Annotated in this window: 14 protein-coding genes and 8 tRNA genes; 19 read left to right on the plus strand and 3 right to left on the minus strand. The window is 38.7% G+C overall.

Annotated elements, in window-relative coordinates; all coding sequences use genetic code 11:
• Positions 1-217 precede the first annotated feature (217 nt).
• The 5 genes from rlmKL to rmf all read left to right on the plus strand — a co-directional run bounded on the left by rlmKL (position 218) and on the right by rmf (position 7,014).
• Complete coding sequence (gene rlmKL / locus GAB14E_RS00280) at positions 218-2,368, plus strand: bifunctional 23S rRNA (guanine(2069)-N(7))-methyltransferase RlmK/23S rRNA (guanine(2445)-N(2))-methyltransferase RlmL (RefSeq protein WP_052094181.1); 2,151 nt, start codon at positions 218-220, stop codon at positions 2,366-2,368.
• 16 nt (positions 2,369-2,384) lie between these two features.
• Entirely contained in the window at positions 2,385-2,648 is a 264-nt protein-coding gene (locus GAB14E_RS00275; RefSeq protein ID WP_033084643.1) for a glutaredoxin family protein, read from the plus strand.
• Positions 2,649-2,704: 56 nt separating this feature from the next.
• A complete protein-coding gene (gene uup / locus GAB14E_RS00270) occupies positions 2,705-4,630 on the plus strand; it encodes an ATP-binding cassette ATPase Uup (protein WP_033084644.1) in 1,926 nt (641 codons plus the stop codon).
• Positions 4,631-4,749: 119 nt separating this feature from the next.
• Complete coding sequence (locus tag GAB14E_RS00265) at positions 4,750-6,570, plus strand: DUF3466 family protein (protein WP_033084645.1); 1,821 nt, start codon at positions 4,750-4,752, stop codon at positions 6,568-6,570.
• 270 nt (positions 6,571-6,840) lie between these two features.
• Positions 6,841-7,014: a ribosome modulation factor gene (rmf, locus tag GAB14E_RS00260; RefSeq protein ID WP_033084698.1), complete on the plus strand. Its 174-nt coding sequence runs from the start codon at positions 6,841-6,843 to the stop codon at positions 7,012-7,014.
• A gap of 124 nt (positions 7,015-7,138) precedes the next feature.
• On the opposite strand, the gene fabA is transcribed toward rmf, so the two are convergent.
• Positions 7,139-7,654, minus strand: coding sequence for a bifunctional 3-hydroxydecanoyl-ACP dehydratase/trans-2-decenoyl-ACP isomerase (gene fabA, locus GAB14E_RS00255; RefSeq protein WP_033084699.1), 516 nt, complete (start codon positions 7,652-7,654; stop codon positions 7,139-7,141).
• Between the two features lie 189 nt (positions 7,655-7,843).
• Between fabA and GAB14E_RS00250 the strand changes: the two genes are divergently transcribed.
• The 12 genes from GAB14E_RS00250 (at position 7,844) to GAB14E_RS00195 (ending at position 13,046) form a co-directional block, all read left to right on the plus strand.
• Positions 7,844-8,125, plus strand: coding sequence for a hypothetical protein (locus GAB14E_RS00250; protein ID WP_197061265.1), 282 nt, complete (start codon positions 7,844-7,846; stop codon positions 8,123-8,125).
• A 146-nt stretch (positions 8,126-8,271) separates the two neighbouring features.
• Positions 8,272-8,916 (plus strand): UvrY/SirA/GacA family response regulator transcription factor, encoded by a 645-nt coding sequence (gene uvrY, locus GAB14E_RS00245; protein ID WP_033084646.1) that lies wholly within the window; start codon positions 8,272-8,274, stop codon positions 8,914-8,916.
• Positions 8,917-8,939: 23 nt separating this feature from the next.
• Entirely contained in the window at positions 8,940-10,868 is a 1,929-nt protein-coding gene (gene uvrC / locus GAB14E_RS00240; RefSeq protein WP_052094184.1) for an excinuclease ABC subunit UvrC, read from the plus strand.
• Positions 10,869-11,025: 157 nt separating this feature from the next.
• Complete coding sequence (gene pgsA / locus GAB14E_RS00235) at positions 11,026-11,607, plus strand: CDP-diacylglycerol--glycerol-3-phosphate 3-phosphatidyltransferase (RefSeq protein ID WP_033084647.1); 582 nt, start codon at positions 11,026-11,028, stop codon at positions 11,605-11,607.
• A 248-nt stretch (positions 11,608-11,855) separates the two neighbouring features.
• Positions 11,856-11,931 (plus strand) — tRNA-Gly (locus tag GAB14E_RS00230).
• A gap of 62 nt (positions 11,932-11,993) precedes the next feature.
• Positions 11,994-12,067: transfer RNA gene (locus GAB14E_RS00225), tRNA-Cys, on the plus strand.
• A 6-nt stretch (positions 12,068-12,073) separates the two neighbouring features.
• Positions 12,074-12,158 (plus strand) — tRNA-Leu (locus GAB14E_RS00220).
• A gap of 42 nt (positions 12,159-12,200) precedes the next feature.
• Positions 12,201-12,276: transfer RNA gene (locus tag GAB14E_RS00215), tRNA-Gly, on the plus strand.
• A gap of 60 nt (positions 12,277-12,336) precedes the next feature.
• Positions 12,337-12,412 (plus strand) — tRNA-Gly (locus GAB14E_RS00210).
• A 218-nt stretch (positions 12,413-12,630) separates the two neighbouring features.
• Positions 12,631-12,715: transfer RNA gene (locus GAB14E_RS00205), tRNA-Leu, on the plus strand.
• A 41-nt stretch (positions 12,716-12,756) separates the two neighbouring features.
• Positions 12,757-12,832: transfer RNA gene (locus tag GAB14E_RS00200), tRNA-Gly, on the plus strand.
• 129 nt (positions 12,833-12,961) lie between these two features.
• Positions 12,962-13,046 (plus strand) — tRNA-Leu (locus GAB14E_RS00195).
• Between the two features lie 264 nt (positions 13,047-13,310).
• Here GAB14E_RS00195 and GAB14E_RS00190 read toward each other — a convergent pair.
• On the minus strand, positions 13,311-14,201 hold the full coding sequence (locus GAB14E_RS00190) for an FHA domain-containing protein (RefSeq protein ID WP_197061266.1): 891 nt from the start codon (positions 14,199-14,201) through the stop codon (positions 13,311-13,313).
• A 296-nt stretch (positions 14,202-14,497) separates the two neighbouring features.
• Here GAB14E_RS00190 and GAB14E_RS24350 point away from each other — a divergent pair, with 296 nt between their 5' ends.
• The gene (locus tag GAB14E_RS24350; protein ID WP_052094186.1) at positions 14,498-16,030 is read left to right on the plus strand and encodes a diguanylate cyclase; all 1,533 of its coding nucleotides are present in this window, start codon (positions 14,498-14,500) and stop codon (positions 16,028-16,030) included.
• A 26-nt stretch (positions 16,031-16,056) separates the two neighbouring features.
• Entirely contained in the window at positions 16,057-19,599 is a 3,543-nt protein-coding gene (locus GAB14E_RS00185; RefSeq protein WP_033084649.1) for a serine/threonine-protein kinase, read from the plus strand.
• A gap of 171 nt (positions 19,600-19,770) precedes the next feature.
• Here GAB14E_RS00185 and GAB14E_RS00180 read toward each other — a convergent pair whose 3' ends face one another.
• The gene (locus GAB14E_RS00180; RefSeq protein WP_033084650.1) at positions 19,771-20,145 is read right to left on the minus strand and encodes a hypothetical protein; all 375 of its coding nucleotides are present in this window, start codon (positions 20,143-20,145) and stop codon (positions 19,771-19,773) included.
• Between the last annotated feature and the right edge of the window lie 156 nt (positions 20,146-20,301).

Genomic DNA, 20,301 nt, shown 5'->3' on the forward strand with positions numbered 1-20,301 from the left:
AAAAGGTTAGTCCCTGAAAGCGAGGCGTATAGTAAGGATAGCGCATCGATAAAGCAAGCGCTTTTATCAAAATAATACTGTTCGCTCAATTGTCATCCGTTACGAGTGAAAATCAGGCGGTTTCTGCCAGTTAAAGCTAACTTTTGTTTATGTACCTTGTGTTTGCGTATATAATCGCGCCCATAGTTTACACTGCTGCTTACTCCGGAAACGCACCATGAAAGAATCCATGCACCAATTTTTAGCTTTAACATCACCTGGTATTGAAGTTTTACTGTTCGATGAAATAATAAACCTAGGCGCAGACCGCGTTGTACAAAAACCCGAAGGCGTTTATTTTCAAGCGTCTTTAGCGTTGGGATATAAAATATCTCTTTGGACACGCCTTGCTACTCGTATCATGCTTAAATTAGGTGAGGGTGAAGCGAAAGACAAAGATGAGTTGTTTAAAGCCGCGAGTTCGATTAACTGGCCTGATATTTTTAATTCAACAACTACCTTTGCCATTGACTTTGTTGGTTATAGCGAAGAAATTCGAAATAGTCAGTTTGGTGGCTTAACCATTAAAGATGCGATCGTTGATCAATTTAGAGAGCAAGGCCAAGAGCGCCCGAATGTAGATAAAAAATCGCCACAAATTAGTTTTCAAGCGCGATTACTTAGAGATCAGATCCATATCTTCCTTGATTTTTCAGGCCGAGGTTTATTTCAACGTGGCTATCGTGAGCACAGTGGTGCTGCGCCATTAAAAGAAAATTTAGCTGCGGCTCTTATAATTCGTTCTGGTTGGTTAAAGGATACTAGTACACCGTTAGTTGATCCAATGTGTGGCTCAGGTACTATTTTGATTGAAGCTGTTGCTATGGCAGCTAAGCAAGCGCCGGGTATCAGCCGTGCTTCTTGGGGCTTTGAATATTGGTTATCACATGAGAATGAACTTTGGGAAGAGCAATTAGACAAAGCTATAACAAATTCTGAAAAATCATTAGATACGCTTCAAGGTGTGAAAGTATTTGGTGTTGATATTGATGGCCGTGTATTAAAAACGGCGCAGCAAAATGCTCGTAATGCACGTTTACAACAATATATTGAATTCTCCTGTAAAAATACTAACGACATGAATAACACCTTTGGTGGTCCTGGCACTGTGTTGTTTAACCCTCCTTATGGTGAACGTATTGGTGAGTTACCCGAGTTAGTCGAAAACTTTGTTTTATTTGGTCAAAAACTTAAAACGCAGTTTATCGACTGGCGTGTGGCAATATTAACGGCAAATATCGACTTGCTGGCTATGTTGAAACTCTCAAGTTTCAAGCGTTATAAATTTAAAAACGGGCCATTAGATTGTCAATTAGCTTTATACAATGTTGATGAAAAACAAAGAGCAAAAGATGCCGTAAATCCGCAATCGGACTTCGCTGAGGAAGACAGCGCTTTTGCAAACCGCCTCAAGAAAAACCGTAAAAACTTAAAAGGCTGGTTAAAATCAAATGAAATAGAAGCTTACCGTTTATATGATGGTGATATCCCTGAATATAATGTTGCTATTGATATTTATGGCGAGTATTTAGTGATACAAGAGTATGCCGCGCCAAAAACTATTGAAGAGCAAAAAGCCAAGAAACGTCTACAAGAAGTTATTTATTGGGCGCCTAAAGTATTAGATATTCCAACAGATAAAGTCGTTTTGAAAACCCGTGCTAAACAAAGGGGCAGTGATCAATATCAACGCCTAGACAAATCGAAACAATCTCTTACTATCAATGAACATGGTGCTCAGTTTAAAATTAACTTATGGGACTATCTTGATACCGGTTTGTTTTTAGATCACCGAAAAACACGTCAAATAGTAGCGAAGAAATCTCAAGGTAAGACTTTACTTAATTTATTTGCTTATACCGGCTCAATTTCAGTACAAGCCGCTGTACAAGGTGCTGTATCTGTGACTACCGTTGATATGTCTAATACCTACCTTAACTGGGCACAAGATAACTTTGCCCTGAATAAGTTGAACGGTCATAAATATCAATTTATTCAAGCAGACTGTTTAGACTGGTTGAAGAAAAACACTACTAAGTTTGATGTGATTTTTATTGATCCACCGACATTCTCAAATTCAAAGCGTATGGAAGATAGTTTTGATGTACAACGAGACCACGTTGAGTTAATTACTGATGCGTTAAAGTCACTTAATAGGGGAGGGGAAATATTCTTCACTAATAATAAACGTAACTTTAAAATAGACTTTGAAGCATTGTCTGAGCACGGCCTGGGTGCAGAGGCTATGTCTGATATCACACGAGATAAAGATTTTGCTCGTAACAAACATATTCATAATAGCTGGTCTATTAAACGCAAAGCTACCTAAGTAGTAGATAGTAATAATGACAAAATATAATTTATATGGCAGTGAAGGCTGCCATTTATGTGAGCAGGCCTTGGCACTTTGTTTAACTGTATTGACTGATGAACAGTTAAAAAAAGTTGATATTATTGAACAAGAGCAGGTGGCTCATGAAAAACAAACATTGGTTGAATTGTATGGTGTGCATATTCCCGTCTTAGAAAAACTGGAAGAAAACAGTAGTGAAAATACTAAGCTGTTTTGGCCTTTTACCCAAACACAAGTTGAACAATTTAGCCTGTAGCTATCATTAGAAAATTAATAGCAAATTATTAAATTTATTAGAAGTTAAGAAGAATTATGGAATTATTAAGAATAGCCAACGGTGAGCTTGCCTTTGGCGAAGATAAAATATTAGATAAAGCCGAGTTAAGTATCCAAACCGGTGAGCGAATTTGTTTAGTGGGCCGTAATGGTGCAGGTAAGTCGACGTTAATGAAGATATTAATGGACTTACAAAACTTAGACGATGGTCAGATTTTAAAGTCTAGTACCATGAAAATGTCTATGTTAGAGCAAGATCCACCAGAATCGTCTGAAATCTCTGTGTTTGACTATGTTGCTGAAGGTGTAAAAGAAAATGCCGAACTAATCCGTCGTTATCACGCCTTAATTCACTTGATTGGCGAAGACCCCAGTGACAAAAACCTTAATAAGTTAGCAAACGTACAAGAAGAGCTTGAAAAAGCCAATGCTTGGCTGGACGAACAGCGTATTGACCAAGCCATGACTACTTTATCATTGGATGCAGATGCGAAAATTTGTGATTTGTCAGGTGGTTGGTTACGTAAAGTTGCTTTGGCTAAAGCATTAGTAACTAGCCCAGATATTTTATTACTCGATGAGCCAACTAACCATTTAGATATTGAAAGCGTGTTATGGCTAGAACAATTCTTAAAAGACTTTGCCGGTACTATTATTTTTATCAGCCATGATAGGGCGTTTATCCGTGGTTTATCTACCCGTATTTTAGATCTTGATCGAGGCAAGCTTAAAAGTTACCCAGGTGACTATGATTTATATATCGAACAAAAGCAGCATGATTTACAAGTAGAAGTTCAGCAAAATGCTTTATTTGATAAAAAATTAGCCGAAGAAGAAGTGTGGATTCGTCAAGGCGTTAAAGCGCGTCGTACTCGTAATGAAGGTCGAGTACGCTCTTTGGAGAAGTTGCGTAAAGAACGTACTTCGCGCCGTGATGTACGTAATCAAAGCACCATGAATATTACCCAAGGCGATCGCTCTGGCAAGTTAGTATTTGAAGCGGAAGGTGTCAAAGTAGCTTTCGGTGACAACGTCGTTATTAAAAACCTTAATCTACTTATTTCTCGTAATGACCGCTTAGCGTTAATCGGCGCGAATGGTACCGGTAAATCAACCTTGATCAAACTGATCATGGAAAAACAAGCGGCAACTAGCGGTAAAATGCGCTCAGGTGTTAATTTAGACATCGCTTATTTTGATCAGCACAGAGAAGCGCTTGATTTAAACCAAACCGTGCAAGAAATTGTTGGTGAAGGTAAACAAGAAGTCATGGTAAATGGTAGGTCTCGACATGTACTAGGTTATCTACAAGATTTCTTATTTAGCCCTAAACGAGCACGTACTCCCGTTCGAGCTTTATCGGGTGGTGAGAAAAATAGATTATTACTGGCACGTTTGTTTTTACGCCCAAGTAACTTACTTATTCTCGATGAGCCAACCAACGATCTTGATATTGAAACCTTAGAGCTACTAGAAGAAGTTGTTGCAAATTATGCTGGAACCGTTATTTTAGTGAGCCATGATCGTGATTTCGTAAATAACTGTGTGAATACTTGTTTGTATTTTGATGGTACCGGACAGATAAATCAGATTGTTGGTGGTTATGATGATGTTGATGATTACCTTGCGCTAAAAGATACACAACGTCAGAATATGGCAGATGGTGCTGAGCAGAAAAATAAAGTCACTGAAGATAAAAGTAAGCAAGCGCAGCAAGTTTCTGCTGAGCCTGTGGCTAAAAAGAAAAAGCTATCTTTTAAAGATGCTCGTGAACTTGAAGCGCTGCCTGAAAAAATTGATGAACTAGAAAAACTGATTGATGTATTACAAGGCCAAGTTAATGAAGCTGATTTTTTCAGTCAAGATGAAAAAATAACACAAAAAGTTTTGAACCAGCTGGCAGAAACAGAGTCCAACCTCGAGATTGTCTATGCCAGATGGCAAGAACTTGATGATGAGTAATAACTGAGAAATCATCAGTTTTCTGCAGACAACGGCCTAAATTATAAACTTTAACTCGCTTTAACCCAGATAAGTTAAAGCGAGTTAAATAGATAAACCATAAAGAGTTAATAAGTAGTATGAAGCAATTTGCAAAAAAAATATTGGTGTTAGCGGTTACGAGTACTCTAAGTCTTGGCCTCATGAGTCAAAGCCATGGAGCTACTTATGAAGTGATTGAAGTTGATAAAGACTCCACCGGGTATACTTACGGTGGAACATTAAACATCAAGGGCGAAATGGCGGTTTCAGGGACTAATTCTTTTAATTTCCCTGTGCAATTTCAATATCTTGATGATAATGACTTTAATCAAATACAATATAATGCTCTGAGAAATCATGACTATTATTTTGGGCTTGAACCAATTGAAGATTTTGAAGCATTAAAAGCGGGTAACCCGACAGCCAATGATCTTACTTGGTCAAAAATGTACTTGAAAGATCTAAATACGTCCAGCTCTAACCCGTATTTTGAATATCAAGTTGTTGCCGATACTGCCGCCTTACTTAATTTAGATGCTGGTAACTCATCATCTATTGATATCTGTGTTTTTGATACTGATTTTGATTCTACAGCTTGCTCTGGAACATTAACACGCTCAACCGTTACCGTTGTTCAAGGTATTACCGATACGGGCATTACTTACGGTACTGCAAGCGCACCTTATCTACCTATGCCAGAATTTACTGATAGCAATGGCACTGTACGAGATTTTTGGCTACGAGATCATGGTCAACGTGGATTCTTCTCCCCAGATAACGGTAACGAAATTTACCCAGTAATCCCAAAGGAAATTCGCTATGGGGGAGGGATATCAGCCATCTTTGATATGAATGACTCCGGTGCTGCGGTTGGCTATTACAGTTATAAGTTAGGGGCAAGTCGAGAAGAATATGTTCTTGATACCACGGGTGGTTGTGCCGACCCTGATGTGTTGAAGAATATTCCAGAAGAAATCTGTATCCAAAATATCCAAAATGGTATGTATCATATCATGGCGTTCAAGGCGACATTGTTAGATACAGGTGAAGTAGAAACAACAGATTTAGGTTTGTTAATCACTCCACATGAGGATGATGATAGGGCCTTTTCTAGCCAGGCACTTTCAGTAAATGCAAGTGGTGTTGCCGTAGGGTATTCTCATGGTTGGGATGCTGGTGAGGTAACTACGCCAGACTCAAATGAACGAGTTAGTGGCTCATATGCCGTATTATTTAAAGATGGCAAAGTTTTTGATTTTAACCAACAACATTATTATTTTGGTACCAGTTCAACTTTCCCATATTCTCGTGCGAACGATATTAACGATAACGGTTTAGTGGTAGGTTTTACCCATAATATCGATACCGGAGTCAAAAAATTCTTTTATGTAGACAGTAGTGTTCCTGAAAGTGACATGGAAGTTATTATACCAAAAGACTTTTTCACTACCTCTAAAAGCACCGCTTTTGGGGTGAACTCTTCTGGTGTTATTGTCGGTGAAGCTGAAATTGAAACCCATAATGATAGTACACAAAACCCTCGCCGAACGGCTGGATTTATCTATGATACTTCAAGTGATAGCCCTGTAATGACAAATGTTAACGATCTGTTAGCTTGTAATTCATCTTATGACATTCTTAAAGCCAGTGATATTAATGATGCAGGGCAGATTTCCGCGATTGCCATTATGAAGGCGGAAAGTTTTGATGCCAAAGGGGTAGCAATAGTTGATGATAGCGGTAATCCAGTAATGATTGACGTTGCTCGCGCTGTTTTACTAAACCCCATTGCCGGTGAAGTTGAAGACTGTGGAGAAGTTGAAGAGAAAGTAGAGAGGCAAGGAGCAAGTTTTTCTGGCTTTGGTTTATTGTCACTAATGGCCTTGTTTGGTCTTCGCCGTAGAAAAGCCAACAACTAAAAATATTAGGTTTTCATTCGAATTTTATACTTAATTATTGATTATTAAGTATAAAAAAAAAGCACTGTTGCAGTGCTTTTTTTATGGGTGAAATTTATCTTTTTACTTATTGAAAATAGCTTTTCTTCAGCTATGCTTAGAGGAGTATTGCAATACCAGCTGGGCGAGTTATTTTTATTAATGTGAATAATGTAAGTAAAGTTTAAGAATAATTGCTCAAGTCTGCTATTGGTATTTCTATTAAGAAGAACCAAGGAGCGTGTATTTATGATGAAGCGGCAAAAACGCGATCGCCAAAATAGGGCACACACAAGAGGTTACCAAGCAGGTATATCTGGTCGTTCTAAGGAACATTGCCCGTACCAAAATGATTCGATAAAGTCACAATGGCTTGGCGGATGGCGAGAGGCCATAGAAGATAAACATCAAGGGCTGTTTAAATAAACAATTACTTGTTTTAACAAGAGCAGTTCAAACAGATTATAAGTAAATGAATAATATAATAAAAAGCCCAGCTGATTGCTGGGCTTTTTTTATCTATCGTATATCGATAAAGCTTTAACTGAGATTAGAATTTACTAGTATCAGTAAATAAGCCTACTTTAAGATCTTTAGCGGTATAAATTTCACGACCATCGACACTAACACTACCGTCGGCAAGGCCCATATAAAGTTTACGTTTAATAACGCGTTTGAAATCAATTTTGAAAGTAACTTTTTTAGCGGTAGGTAATATTTGGCCAGTAAACTTCACTTCACCCACACCTAGAGCACGACCTTTACCAGGACCACCAGTCCAAGCTAGGAAAAATCCTACAAGTTGCCACATAGCATCTAAACCTAAACAACCAGGCATTACCGGATCACCCTTAAAGTGACAATCAAAAAACCACAAGTCTGGTGTAATATCTAATTCAGCTAAGATGTAGCCCTTACCATGGTCGCCACCCTCTTCAGATATGGTAATAATACGATCCATCATCAGCATGTTATCAGAAGGAAGTTGTGAATTACCTTCACCAAATAGTTCTCCGGTACCTGCTTTTACTAAATCTTCTTTACTGTATGAGTTTTGTTGTGGCATTGCCATAATGAGCTGAAATCCGATAATAAATTTTAGGCAGCTACTTTAGCGTACACTTGTACACTAAACAACTCCGAACAGTTAAATAATATAATTAATTTCTCATAAATCAAATTAACGTCATGCCTTGATTATGCTCTCGTTATGCGTGACTATAGGTACATGTAGCTAGAAATAAATTTAACAGACATGACAAATGCCGAACAAATGAACGAGCAGCCAACTAAAAAGATTGCTATGAGCAATGCCGAAAAACAAAAGCGTTATCGCGATAAGCAAAAAGAACGTGGTTTGCAGGAAATGCGTGGTTATATGTCACCTGAGGCAAAACATTGTTATCAACTCATAAGTGAGCAAACAAATTGGTCTGACAGCGTTATTTTAAGTAATGCCGTGCGGTTAACTTATGCTGCATATAAAAATGGCCAAGTTGGTTTGTTAAATAGCTGGCTGAAAAATAATAAACTCTAAAACCAGCCTAAGCTATTGATAAAGTTATAGCGCAGTCTGAGCTAACAATAAATTTAATCGCATAATTATTCGGTAAGATTCAATTGAATAGTCAGCGCTTTCGCTATATTCTGGCTAACTCTACAAGTTAATTAAGGTTACTCTGCGTGATAAATGTTCTATTGGTTGATGATCATCATCTTGTTCGTGTCGGTATTAGTAAAATTTTAACCAGCGTTAAGGGATTAAGTGTTATCGGCGAATGTGAAACGGGTGAAGAGGCAATTAAATTCTGTCGTAAAAGTGAACCTGATGTTTTACTCATGGACATGGATATGCCAGGCATGGGGGGGTTAGAAGCTAGCAAAAAAATATTACGTTTTGCGCCAGATGTTAAAATTATTGTTTTAACTGCGCATACGGAAGACCCGTTCCCAAGTAAAGTAATGCAAATGGGTGCAGCAGGTTACTTAACCAAAGATGCTGGACCGGATGAAATGGTTAATGCTATTCGTGCAGTGCACAGCGGTCAACGTTATTTACCTTCTGATATTGCCCAAAAAATGGCATTAAGCCAATTTAAATCGGTTGACGAAAACCCGTTTAACGCTTTATCTGATCGAGAGTTACAAATTATGATTATGATAACCCGTGGTGATAAAGTTCCTGCTATTTCAGAGCACCTTAACTTAAGTACTAAAACTATTAATAGTTACCGATATCGCATGTTTGAGAAATTGAGTGTGAGCAATGATGTTGAGTTAACGCATTTAGCCATTCGCCATGGTATGTTAAAAACAGAAAAGCTATAAGTCTGTAAAGAAGCTCTACTGCAATGTCTGAAAAGAATAGCGAAAATTTACCCCCTGAACAATTAGGTCAAACCCCGCAAGCCTCAACTTTTGATAGTGAGGCTTTTTTGCGTGTAGTCACGGAAAAATCGGGGGTCTATCGGATGTATGATAACCAACAAGTGGTTATTTATGTCGGTAAAGCCAAGCAATTAAAAAAACGCTTAGCGAGTTATTTTCGAAAAGATGTCGGCTCAGTAAAAACACAAGTATTAGTTAGGCAGATTGCTGCTATTGAAGTTACTGTTACCCACACCGAAGGTGAGGCGCTGATACTTGAAAATAACTACATTAAAAAGTACCAACCCAAATACAATATTTTATTACGCGATGATAAGTCATATCCATATTTATTGATTACTGCCCATAAACACCCTAAGTTAGGTTTGCATCGTGGAGGTAAAAAAATAAAAGGTGAATATTTTGGTCCATTTCCTACTGTTGGCGCCGTGTGGGAAAGCTTACGCTTAATGCAAAAGATATTTCCTATTAGACAATGTGAAGACAGTTATTACCGTGCACGGTCAAGGCCTTGTCTACAACATCAATTAGGACGCTGTTCAGCCCCTTGTGTGGATAAAATATCGGTTGATGATTACCAAGTTCAAGTCAAATTAGCCAAGCTATTCTTGCAGGGGAAAAGCTCAACGGTAATTGAACAATTGGTGAGTAAAATGGAGTTGGCGAGTAACGAGTTGCACTTTGAGCTTGCAGCTAAGTATCGTGACCAAATAGCAACATTGCGTAAAGTTCAACAGCAACAATTTGTGAGTGGTCATGTTGCCGAGCTTGATGTGGTTGGTTTATATCGTCAAAAATCGCAAGTTTGTATTCATCTGCTATTTATCAGACAGCATAAAATATTAGGTAGCAAAAGCTACTTCCCAATAGTGCCAAGTGCCAGTAGTGACAGTGAAATATTGCAGGCTTTTATTGCTCAACACTACTTAACTAATGACAATTCAAGTCATGGTAAAATCCAAGGGAATATCCCCAAAGAGATAGTGATTCAAGAATCGATTGAGCAAGTTAAAGAATTATCGGCGTTACTGAGCTCTCAAGCAGAGCACGAAGTTAAGATTTCTACCAATACTCGTAGTGAACGAGCTCAGTACCTAAAGCTGGCAGGCACTAATGCACAAACAGCACTAATTACTCGAAATAGTCATAAAGAGTCGATGCATGCGCGTTTTGCCGCATTGAATGAAGTATTTGAGCTAGAAAATGGTATTCAGCGTATTGAATGTTTTGATATCAGTCATACAATGGGACAGCAAACCGTAGCGTCTAATGTTGTATTTAATCAAGATGGACCACTGAAAACGGATTATCGACGTTATAATGTCTATGGTATCACCCCTGGAGATGATTATGCAGCTATGGCTTTTGCGTTAAATAAGCGTTATGGGAAATTAAAAGCAAATCCGATTAAACCCGATGAGCATAGTGCCTTAGAAAAGCTACCTGACATTGTCTTTATAGATGGTGGTAAAGGGCAACTTGCTAAAGCTGAAGAGTTTTTTAGTCAGTTAGCACTAACAAGAACGCCATTATTAGTCGGTGTTGCTAAAGGTGAGTCACGTAAACCAGGATTAGAAACATTAATATTGGCTGGTAGCCATCAGCTAATTTCATTACCGCCTACATCACCAGCATTGCATTTAGTGCAACATATTCGAGATGAGTCGCATCGTTTTGCCATAACTGGGCATAGGGCAAAAAGGCAAAAAGCCAGTAAGAAATCTAAACTAGAGTCCATTGAAGGTATAGGCGCGAAAAAACGTCAAAGTTTATTGAAGTTTTTGGGTGGCTTACAAGAAGTTATGCAAGCCGACGTTACTACGTTAGCGAAAGTTCCAGGCATAAGTCATCTGCTGGCAGAAAAAATTCATAATGCTTTACATGAAAAGTAAGATAATAAAACGCTATTTCCCATTTTTTGTAAAAATCCCCTAAGGTTTTGACTGTAAGCCTTTAATCAAAGGTTTTACACAAACTTGTCCTATTCTGGCGTAGCACTGCTATAACAACTTGTGTAAACTAAAGAAAAAGACTTGTAGTGAAAAATAGATGTGGACAATACCTAACCAAATAACCTTATTTCGGATCATCTTGATCCCTATTTTCTTGATAATTTTCTATTTACCACTTTCGTGGAGCCACTTTGGTGCATTTGCCGTTTTTTGGTTGGCAGCGATTAGTGATATCTTAGATGGTTATCTTGCTCGAAAGCTTAATCAATCTTCAGCCTTTGGCGCATTCATAGACCCTGTAGCGGATAAACTCATGGTTGTTGTAGCTTTGGTGATGATTGCCCAAGACTACAGCTCATGGCTAATCTCCATCGCTGCAATTATCATGATAGCGCGAGAAGTCTTTATTAGTGCTTTGCGTGAATTTATGTCTTCAATAGGCAAACGTGATGTTATTGCGGTATCTAATATGGGCAAATATAAAACTGCAGCGCAAATGCTCGGTATCATGGGACTCATTTGGCGACCTGATTATGACATCCCGCTAATTTTGTTTTACTTGCCTCATGAAGTGATTAACTACCTTTCTTATGGTTTTTATTCTATAGCTACCGTTTTAACCGTTACTACCTGGGTAAGTTACTTCAAAGCAGCATGGCCTGAATTGAAAGCACAATAAGCCTTTCATGGCTTTGTTTATAACTAATGGGGCAATTAATAAGCCTTTTAGTTAAAAATGGAACAAACAACTCGCTTTTTAAGCAGTTAGAATAAAAAGTTGATTTAATAGTTGACTGGAAAATATTTAGATGTAGAATGCGTTTTCGTTGACAGGGAGTCAGCAAGTAAAGCGAACTAAGCTAAGTTGATGTTACATTATCTAGCTAATCGGTTTACCAAAGTTTGTAATTATTAAGTTTAAATTTAGCGGCTGTAGCTCAGCTGGTAGAGCATCACGTTGCCAACGTGAATGTCACGAGTTCGAGTCTCGTTAGCCGCTCCAATTTAAGTTTGATGAAAACAAGTTTATGATAGTGATATCACTGAAAACATCGTTGACAAAATGGCGGGTTGGCAGAGTGGTTATGCAGCGGATTGCAAATCCGTGTACACCAGTTCGATTCTGGTATCCGCCTCCATTTTGTGCCCGGGTGGTGGAATTGGTAGACACAAGGGATTTAAAATCCCTCGCCGAAAAGCGTGCCGGTTCAAGTCCGGCTCCGGGTACCATTCATCAACGATTTGGGAAGTAAAAAGTAAAGCTCTCATGAAGCGGCTGTAGCTCAGCTGGTAGAGCATCACGTTGCCAACGTGAATGTCACGAGTTCGAGTCTCGTTAGCCGCTCCAATTTTAGCTTTTGCAGTTAAAAGAAGTTTTATTAAGTAAAAATGTACAAGCTCTCATGAAGCGGCTGTAGCTCAGCTGGTAGAGCATCACGTTGCCAACGTGAATGTCACGAGTTCGAGTCTCGTTAGCCGCTCCAATTTTAGTTGTAATACTAAAAGAGTTTTTACCTGTAAAATTAATGTTATATGGAATGGTTGTTTCAGCTAGTAGAACATCACGTTGCCAAAAGCGAAGTGAATGTCACGACTTATGTTGATGAGAGTAGTCTCGTTAGCCCATTTAATATGTTTTTAAAGAATAAGTAGGTTACCAATACCTACTATAAAAAACTCCCTTTATCTTATAGATAACGATGCCCGGGTGGTGGAATTGGTAGACACAAGGGATTTAAAATCCCTCGCCGAAAAGCGTGCCGGTTCAAGTCCGGCTCCGGGTACCATTTATTTAAAATGGTAAATAGTAAAAGAAAATCTCTATGAAGCGGCTGTAGCTCAGCTGGTAGAGCATCACGTTGCCAACGTGAATGTCACGAGTTCGAGTCTCGTTAGCCGCTCCAAATTTTTATAAATTTATGACAAGTAGTCAGTCATCATTAATAAAATGATAAATAAATTTATAAAGAGTAGGTACCAACCTACTATAAAAATACTCCCTTATCTTTAGGTTTAAGCCAAAAAGATACAATGCCCGGGTGGTGGAATTGGTAGACACAAGGGATTTAAAATCCCTCGCCGAAAAGCGTGCCGGTTCAAGTCCGGCTCCGGGTACCATTACTTTCTAGTTATAAATAATAACCTCAACTACAATCTCTCTCCTAAATTATATTATTTGAAATCTGTTACTTGAAATATTTATTATAAAATATATATTTAATTATCTAAAAGTTTATACCTGTGTAAACCACACTTTACCCATATTAAATCACGTCATTAGTAAGCTGCTTTATACCAATTCGAATAACTTATTGCCTACTTGTGCTGGTTAAAATACTCTAAGGCGGCGTTGCTCTCAATCCCAATAGCCAGCTATTGGGATTACAACAGTGCACCGCCAATAATAGTAATTTCATCAAAGGTAATCCTGATCTCGCCTAAACGTCTTTCAATAGGTTGAGGAAGTATTATGCTATCTGACATCAAACTAGCGACTTGTTTTCTAAAACGATAAATTTGAATATTCATATATTGCTCTGTCATGATTAACTCATGGCATAATAAACTTTTATCAATCCATCCTCTTTCGCTATTTTGCCTGTTATGACTATCGTCTTCCAGCCATTTACGCGCTAACATTAACACCAGATAATGATGACTTCTTATACCAAGCTCAATTGTTTTATCAGCTATCGCTAAAGATATACAAACATGTTCTTCATTTTGACTCACTTTAAATTCAGCCGATACGGTTAGCACTTGTTCCTGATGAAAATTATTAACAAAGCAAGTTTCAGCTATCGGATAATTACCGACAAAATACCAATCACCTTTAGATGTTCGAACATTATCACCAGAAATTAATTCGACCGTGCCCGTATTGCTTTCAGCTAACCAACGACGTTCAGGCGATAAATATAAGGTTATTTCCGGCGAGTTTTCATCGGGCAGCACAAAAACATGCTCAAGCGCTATGCTTGGCAAACTTTTATTTAAAGGTACTAACATCGATTTTGGCTCACTATCATCAACTAATTGCCAAGTTTCACTATCTAAATCGGCAAAATTTAACTTATCTGCTGGCTTTAAGCGCTTCATCTTAGTTTTAGTCATGCGAACTTGGTTAATAAAACAGCCATTAGTGCTTGAATCTTGTAACAACCAATACGAGCCATTCCAATGAATAGAACAGTGTAATCTAGATGCCTTAGTGCCAGTTAATAAGGTATTACAGGAGCTGGCAGAGCGACCAAAAATATGAGGGTTTCTCAATACCAGGCTCTTTTTTGTTTCAATATTAATTAATATAGCCATGCAAGTGATTGGTTAACTTAAAAAGATCACTAGTTTATCTCGATTCGAAATACTTTGTAATATAAACTGGTGCAACGCTATGATATAAGACATCAATAGTGTTTAAAGGCTTAAATAGTTAGTCGTTTTCGAGCTAAAGTATTTGCCTTTGACTAACTAAAATACCCATATTTGCGTAGCAAATGTCACCTAAGTAAACGCCAGGGGCGGGATATTTAATTTTGTTTAGCAAGCTTTCGCAAACTCGGACACTTATGACAGATAACATAGACCATTACTTATCTTGGATAGATGCTAACAACCAGATAAGATCTGAATTATTATCGCCTAGCGAAGGCTCGTTAGTTATTGGTCGTTCACCGTTATCTGATATTGAGCTGATCAATAGCAGCATCTCTCGTAAGCACATGAAAATATCATGGCAGCAAGAGCACTTAATGATCACCGATCTTAACTCCAGTTTTGGCACTTGGGTTGAAAACCAAAAGTTGGCGCCGGAACAAACAATTACTATCTACAATGATACTGAAATTAGAATCGGTAATTTAAGTCTGTGGTATGAAATGCGTAGCGCAGATAATGCCAATGAGACCATGCAAACCTGCTTTTTTCCGAGTAAAAGTACGGAAAAAATTGAATTATCTGTCGCCATCGATACTTTTAGAACAAGCTTACAGCAAAAATTAAAACATCATTTGGGTTTTGTAGCGCTGCCGGCAGAATTAATGCAGGACATTGATAAAAACTTATTAAGTTTAAATGCCGAACAACAAGCTGTATTAAAAGAGCAACAAACTCTGCACTCTATTAGTTATATGTTAAATCGCAGTTTAACCACAGAAGAGCTAACTAAAACGGCACTTAACTTAGTCAGTAAAGTATTAAATGCAGAACGAGGTTTTGTTTTACTCGCCTTAGATAACGCACCAGCTGACTCTGCTTTTGAACTTATTTCATCGAGAAATTTCAGTGCTGATAATAACCAGCAAGAGCAACAGTTAATACAGCAACACTGTAATGTGTTAATAGCCAACTGCCGACAACAAAATAAAATTCTCATGGTCGGCGATGCAACTCTAAATAATGGCCAATCAGGCATAGGCAATATCCATAACAGCAACAGTCGCAGCATCATCGTTATTCCATTACAGCAAGACAATCAAGTGATCGGGGTAATATATCTCGACAGCCAAAGCCAAGCACACTGTTTTGAGCCAAAACAATTGCCATTTTTAAAAACGTTTGCCTCTCATACCAGTATCGCCTTACATAATGCACAGTTATACAAACGTGCCACCACCGATGATCTTACCGAGCTTTATACCCGTAGTTATATCGACAAACGGATAGCACAAGAACGACAAAGGGCACAAAACCACCAAATACCTTTTACCATCCTTATTCTTGATCTTGACCACTTTAAACAAGTGAACGATCGTTATGGTCATACTGGCGGCGATCTTGCTTTGCAAGCCTTTGCCAACATCATTAAAAGCCAGATACGCGATTGTGATAGAGCCTGCCGATATGGCGGTGAAGAGTTTTTAGTGGTATTACCCGGCGTAGATCATCACAGTGCCAAATTATGCGCCGAGCGCATTCGACAAGCAGCTGAACAAAGCCAAATAAAAAAAGACGGTGAAATCATCAAGATAACTGTTAGCATAGGCATATCAAGTTACAAGATAGCACATGGCGATCAGGTTATTTTATTATTAGAAGAGGCAGATCAAGCCTTATATCAAGCAAAAAACCAAGGTCGTAATCGCGTAATAATTTATAGTTAACTGCCAATATAGGCCGATTACCACCGATGAGCAATGACAACAGCCGCACCACAGCCTGCCCGCAATGTTTTTTTGATAATGCCTTAAGTAATACTAGCTGCCAAGTATGCAACTGGTCACTGCTTGATGATGTTGATCTCGATAAAACCTGCACCGTTGAAAACCATAGCGTACAAGAGCAGAAAACGAAGCAAAATCAGCAAAATCAGCAAAATCAGCAATCGAAGTCAGCAATAATAGATGGCAGTGTTTTTCGCTATGTCGACGATAGCAGCATTAACAGTAGTGAGATGGATATTACCCAAGCGCCATACTCGTCATCATCATCAACCAAATCATCAATAACGGCAAAACATGGCTTTAGTCTCACTGGAGAATTAGCACACTTTGAGGTGCATGAAATTCTTGGCCAGGGCGGCATGGGGGCAGTATATCGCGCTAAAGATAAAACTTTGCAGCGTAACGTCGCGTTAAAAATGTTAAAAAACACTGTCGGCACTAATCAAGCGACAAAATTGATGTTGCTCGACGAAGCACGCATGGCGTGTAAACTCAATCACCCCAATATCGTTACCATTTTTGATGTCGCTAGGACAGATGACAGTAACTTTATCATCATGGAATGGATTGACGGCCAGTCCCTTGACCAAGTTATTCCGCCACAAGGCTTCGATCTTGCCACAGCGTTAACTTATGCTAGCGAAATCATCGCGGGTATCAGTTGTGCGCATCAAAGCAACATCATGCATAGTGATATCAAACCACAAAACATCATGTTAACGGTTGATGGCAGCATTAAGGTGCTCGACTTTGGCATTGCTGGCCTTATTTGCCATCAAAAAACAGTGTTAGCAGCAGATAAAAACAAGCAGCAAGATAAGGCCATGATAACCGAGGGCTTTACTGGTACACCGGGTTATGTCTCACCGGAGCAGGCATTATCACTGCCTTTAGACTTACGCTCTGATATCTTTTCGTTTGGTACCTTACTCTATCAACTGTTGACCGGTAAACGTGCCTTTGTCGGTAAAAATGGCAAAGAGCGTAACCAAGCGATTATTAATGGTGACTATAAAGCGCTACCTACGGAGATTCCTGAGGATGTAAGGGCGATAGTCAACCATTGTCTTAGTCATGCTGCAGCTGACCGCTATCAAAGCGCTGAACAAGTAAAAGGTGATCTACAGCGTTATATTACCGGCGAGCCAGTCTCGGTCATCACTAAGCGCCGTTATTGGTTAAAAAAGAAAACCATTAAACATAAATGGCCAGTGATGTTATTGCTTTTATTAAGCGTGGCCGGCATTAGCCAGCTAGTTTGGCAACAAGTGCAAACACATCAACAACAAGTGCGTGAACAGCTGCTTAGCCGTTTTATCACTCAAGTAGAAACGCTAGAAGCTAAAGTAAAAATGAGTAAAATGGCACCGCGCCATGATACCAGCGCAGAAACCGCTCAATGGCGACAGCAAATCGATATACTCACCGAGCAAATAAGCACACTGGGTGCAGCCGCTTATGGCCCCGGACATTATGCTATTGGCCGTATGTATTATGCCTTACAACAATATGATTTGGCGCTTACGCATTTACAACAAGCCTGGCGTAGCGGTTTTCGACAAACACGGGTGGCTTATACCTTAGCCCTTAGTCACAGTGCTATTTATCAACGACAAAAGACCATTATCAGTAATCTTAGTAGCAGCTCGGCCCGTAAAGATCGCCTAGCAATGTTAGCGCAGCAACATAAACAGCCGGCGATAGAGTACTTAGAGCAAGGCATGGAGGGCTCTCCTTATCAATCTTATGCTAAAGCGCTATTACAGTTTTATCAGGGACAGCCACAGCAGGCACTTACCACACTGGACAGCAGTGAAGATTTACCTGTATGGTTTTATCAGCATCATCTGCTGCGCGGCGATATTTATTTGGCTAGAGCAGAAGCTGCGGGTGCTATTAATGAAAATGATAAAGTTATCGACAATGGTCAATTAGCATTGCAACATTATGGTAATGCCGCTGAAATAGGTCGCTCTGATTTGCAGTTACAGTTAAAACCGTTAGGCGTGCATTTTCAGCAATTAACCAATGCGCTATACGGTAAGCAGCAAGACTTTGCTAGCCTTTATCAGCAGGCGATGACTTTGGTCAATAATGCCATGCTTATTGCGCCCAAACATTACCAGCCTTATTTTATTAAGGGGCAGTTATTATCGATAAAAAGTAATTATCAAGATCAGCATTCGGGTCAACCAATCAACACTCAACAACAGGCCATTGAGCAGCTACAGTTGGCACTAAATTACTCCGCTGAAAACCCAAATATATTATTTTCACTTGCTCGGGCTTATTTCCATAAAATAAGATTATTGCAGGACAGGGATTACCCGGTAACAGATGAGTTTGCCCAGGCGATTAATACCTTTGAGCGTATTTTAAAAACAAAACGTGATTATTTTTTCTTTAATAGTTACGCCGGTTTGTTGCAAATGTTGGCGATTGATAAGGGTAAACAACTGCAAGCTTACCGAGTAAAGTCCGCTGCAAAAAACAGTGAAAAAATACAAGAATTAGCAATAAGTCGTTATTTTGAACAGGCCATTAAGCTTTATCAACAAGCCAGTCAGTTACAGCCAAACCGCATTGGCGCTAAGGTAAATTTAGCTACCACGTATCTATATTGGTCGCAATTTTTACCGCTATTACAAGCACAACAAAAACTATTACAAGCGATAATACAATATCAACAAGCGTTAACACTTAACCGGCAACATTTTGTTGTTATTTATTATTTAGGACAGAGTTATCGCTGGTTAGCTAAAATCAATAACAGTTTGTTGATAGATAATAGTGCTGAACTCAAACAAGCTGAGCATTATTTGACACAGGCTGAACAAGTACGAAAAAACCATGCTTTTATTCTGGTTGAACAAGCGTTGTTAGCAGCCGACAGGGCCATTTATCAATGGCAGCAGGGCCAGCCTTTTCAAAGCTTAATAAAGCAGGCGAAAGACAAGCTAACACAAGCCTTGTTAACCAATGCCGACAATAGATTGTTGATAGATAACAGCGCCTTATTACATCGAATGCAAGAGCAACTCAGCTATTTTGGAACTGGCTTGAAAATTGTTAATATTGATAACTATCAACAAGCACTCATTGAAGCGAAAAAAAATGTTAGTTATGGTCAAGAAGGCTATTTTTTACTGCAACTACTCAATCATAATTGGCACGATATAACAAAAGCAGAGATTGAGGCTTTACCGATAAATAATGCCGCACAATTAGCACAAGCAGAGTGGTACTCACAAAGTGGTCAATATCGACTGGCCGATCAATACTTCAATACTCTACAACAATATTACCCTTCGTTACTGTGGTTATATCGTCGCCAGCATTTACAGCGTTGGCTTAATGTAGTGCAGTTACAGCTAGGGCAGCAACAACTATCACTTTCTCTGGTTGAAAAAAACAACCTTAATTTACAAATAGAAAAATTAACACAACAAATTCAGCAGCTTAATGATAAATTGACACGCTATTATCCAGCACTAGTCACTGCGAGATAAGCAGATGGCTAAAAGCAGAGCTAAAAAGAGGGTTAAAATGAGAGTAGGGGAAGATAAAAAGGGCAAGCAAGAGCAAATAATAAAAATGACTTAGTTAGTTTATTTCAGGGCACGTACCCTAAATCATCTACTTTAAGCCATTTTTACTAATACATAGGCTGTACTTTTTATTTAGTTGTCGATAATAATTCTTCCACTGCCACCTTCACCAGCACCGACAAGATGACCATCAACCAGCTGTAGTTGCTCTGGTTTGATAGCGGTTAACTCAGATTTATCTAGTTTGCTTACTAAATAATAAGTTCTATCACTATAATCGCTTGAATTATAAGTTTTGCTGTTATCTATACTAACAACGAAAGGTTCGCCTATAGGGTCACTCTTCCCATCAAGGTGGATATAAAACTGGCAATGCACTACCGTGTTCTCATCTTTAACCGATAAACATACTTTTTGGTGTAATGCTTTATTCAAGGTAATCTTGTTTGGGATAAATTTCCCTTCACTATTAGCGACCATGTCAAAGGTTTCATCAGTTGTACTCATAGGTATTTCCTCTTGTTATTTTTATATTTGCTTTTTGTATATGATTTTGGGTAAATGTAATTTTGTATGTCTTTCAAATACTTTAAAATTTTATTAAAACGTCCTTAAGATAATTAAATGTTGTAAATAAACACTGCCGGCAAAATTAGCGTTAGC

Origin of the sequence: Colwellia psychrerythraea, from assembly GCF_000764185.1 — a bacterium.
Classification (GTDB): Bacteria; Pseudomonadota; Gammaproteobacteria; order Enterobacterales; family Alteromonadaceae; genus Colwellia; species Colwellia psychrerythraea_B.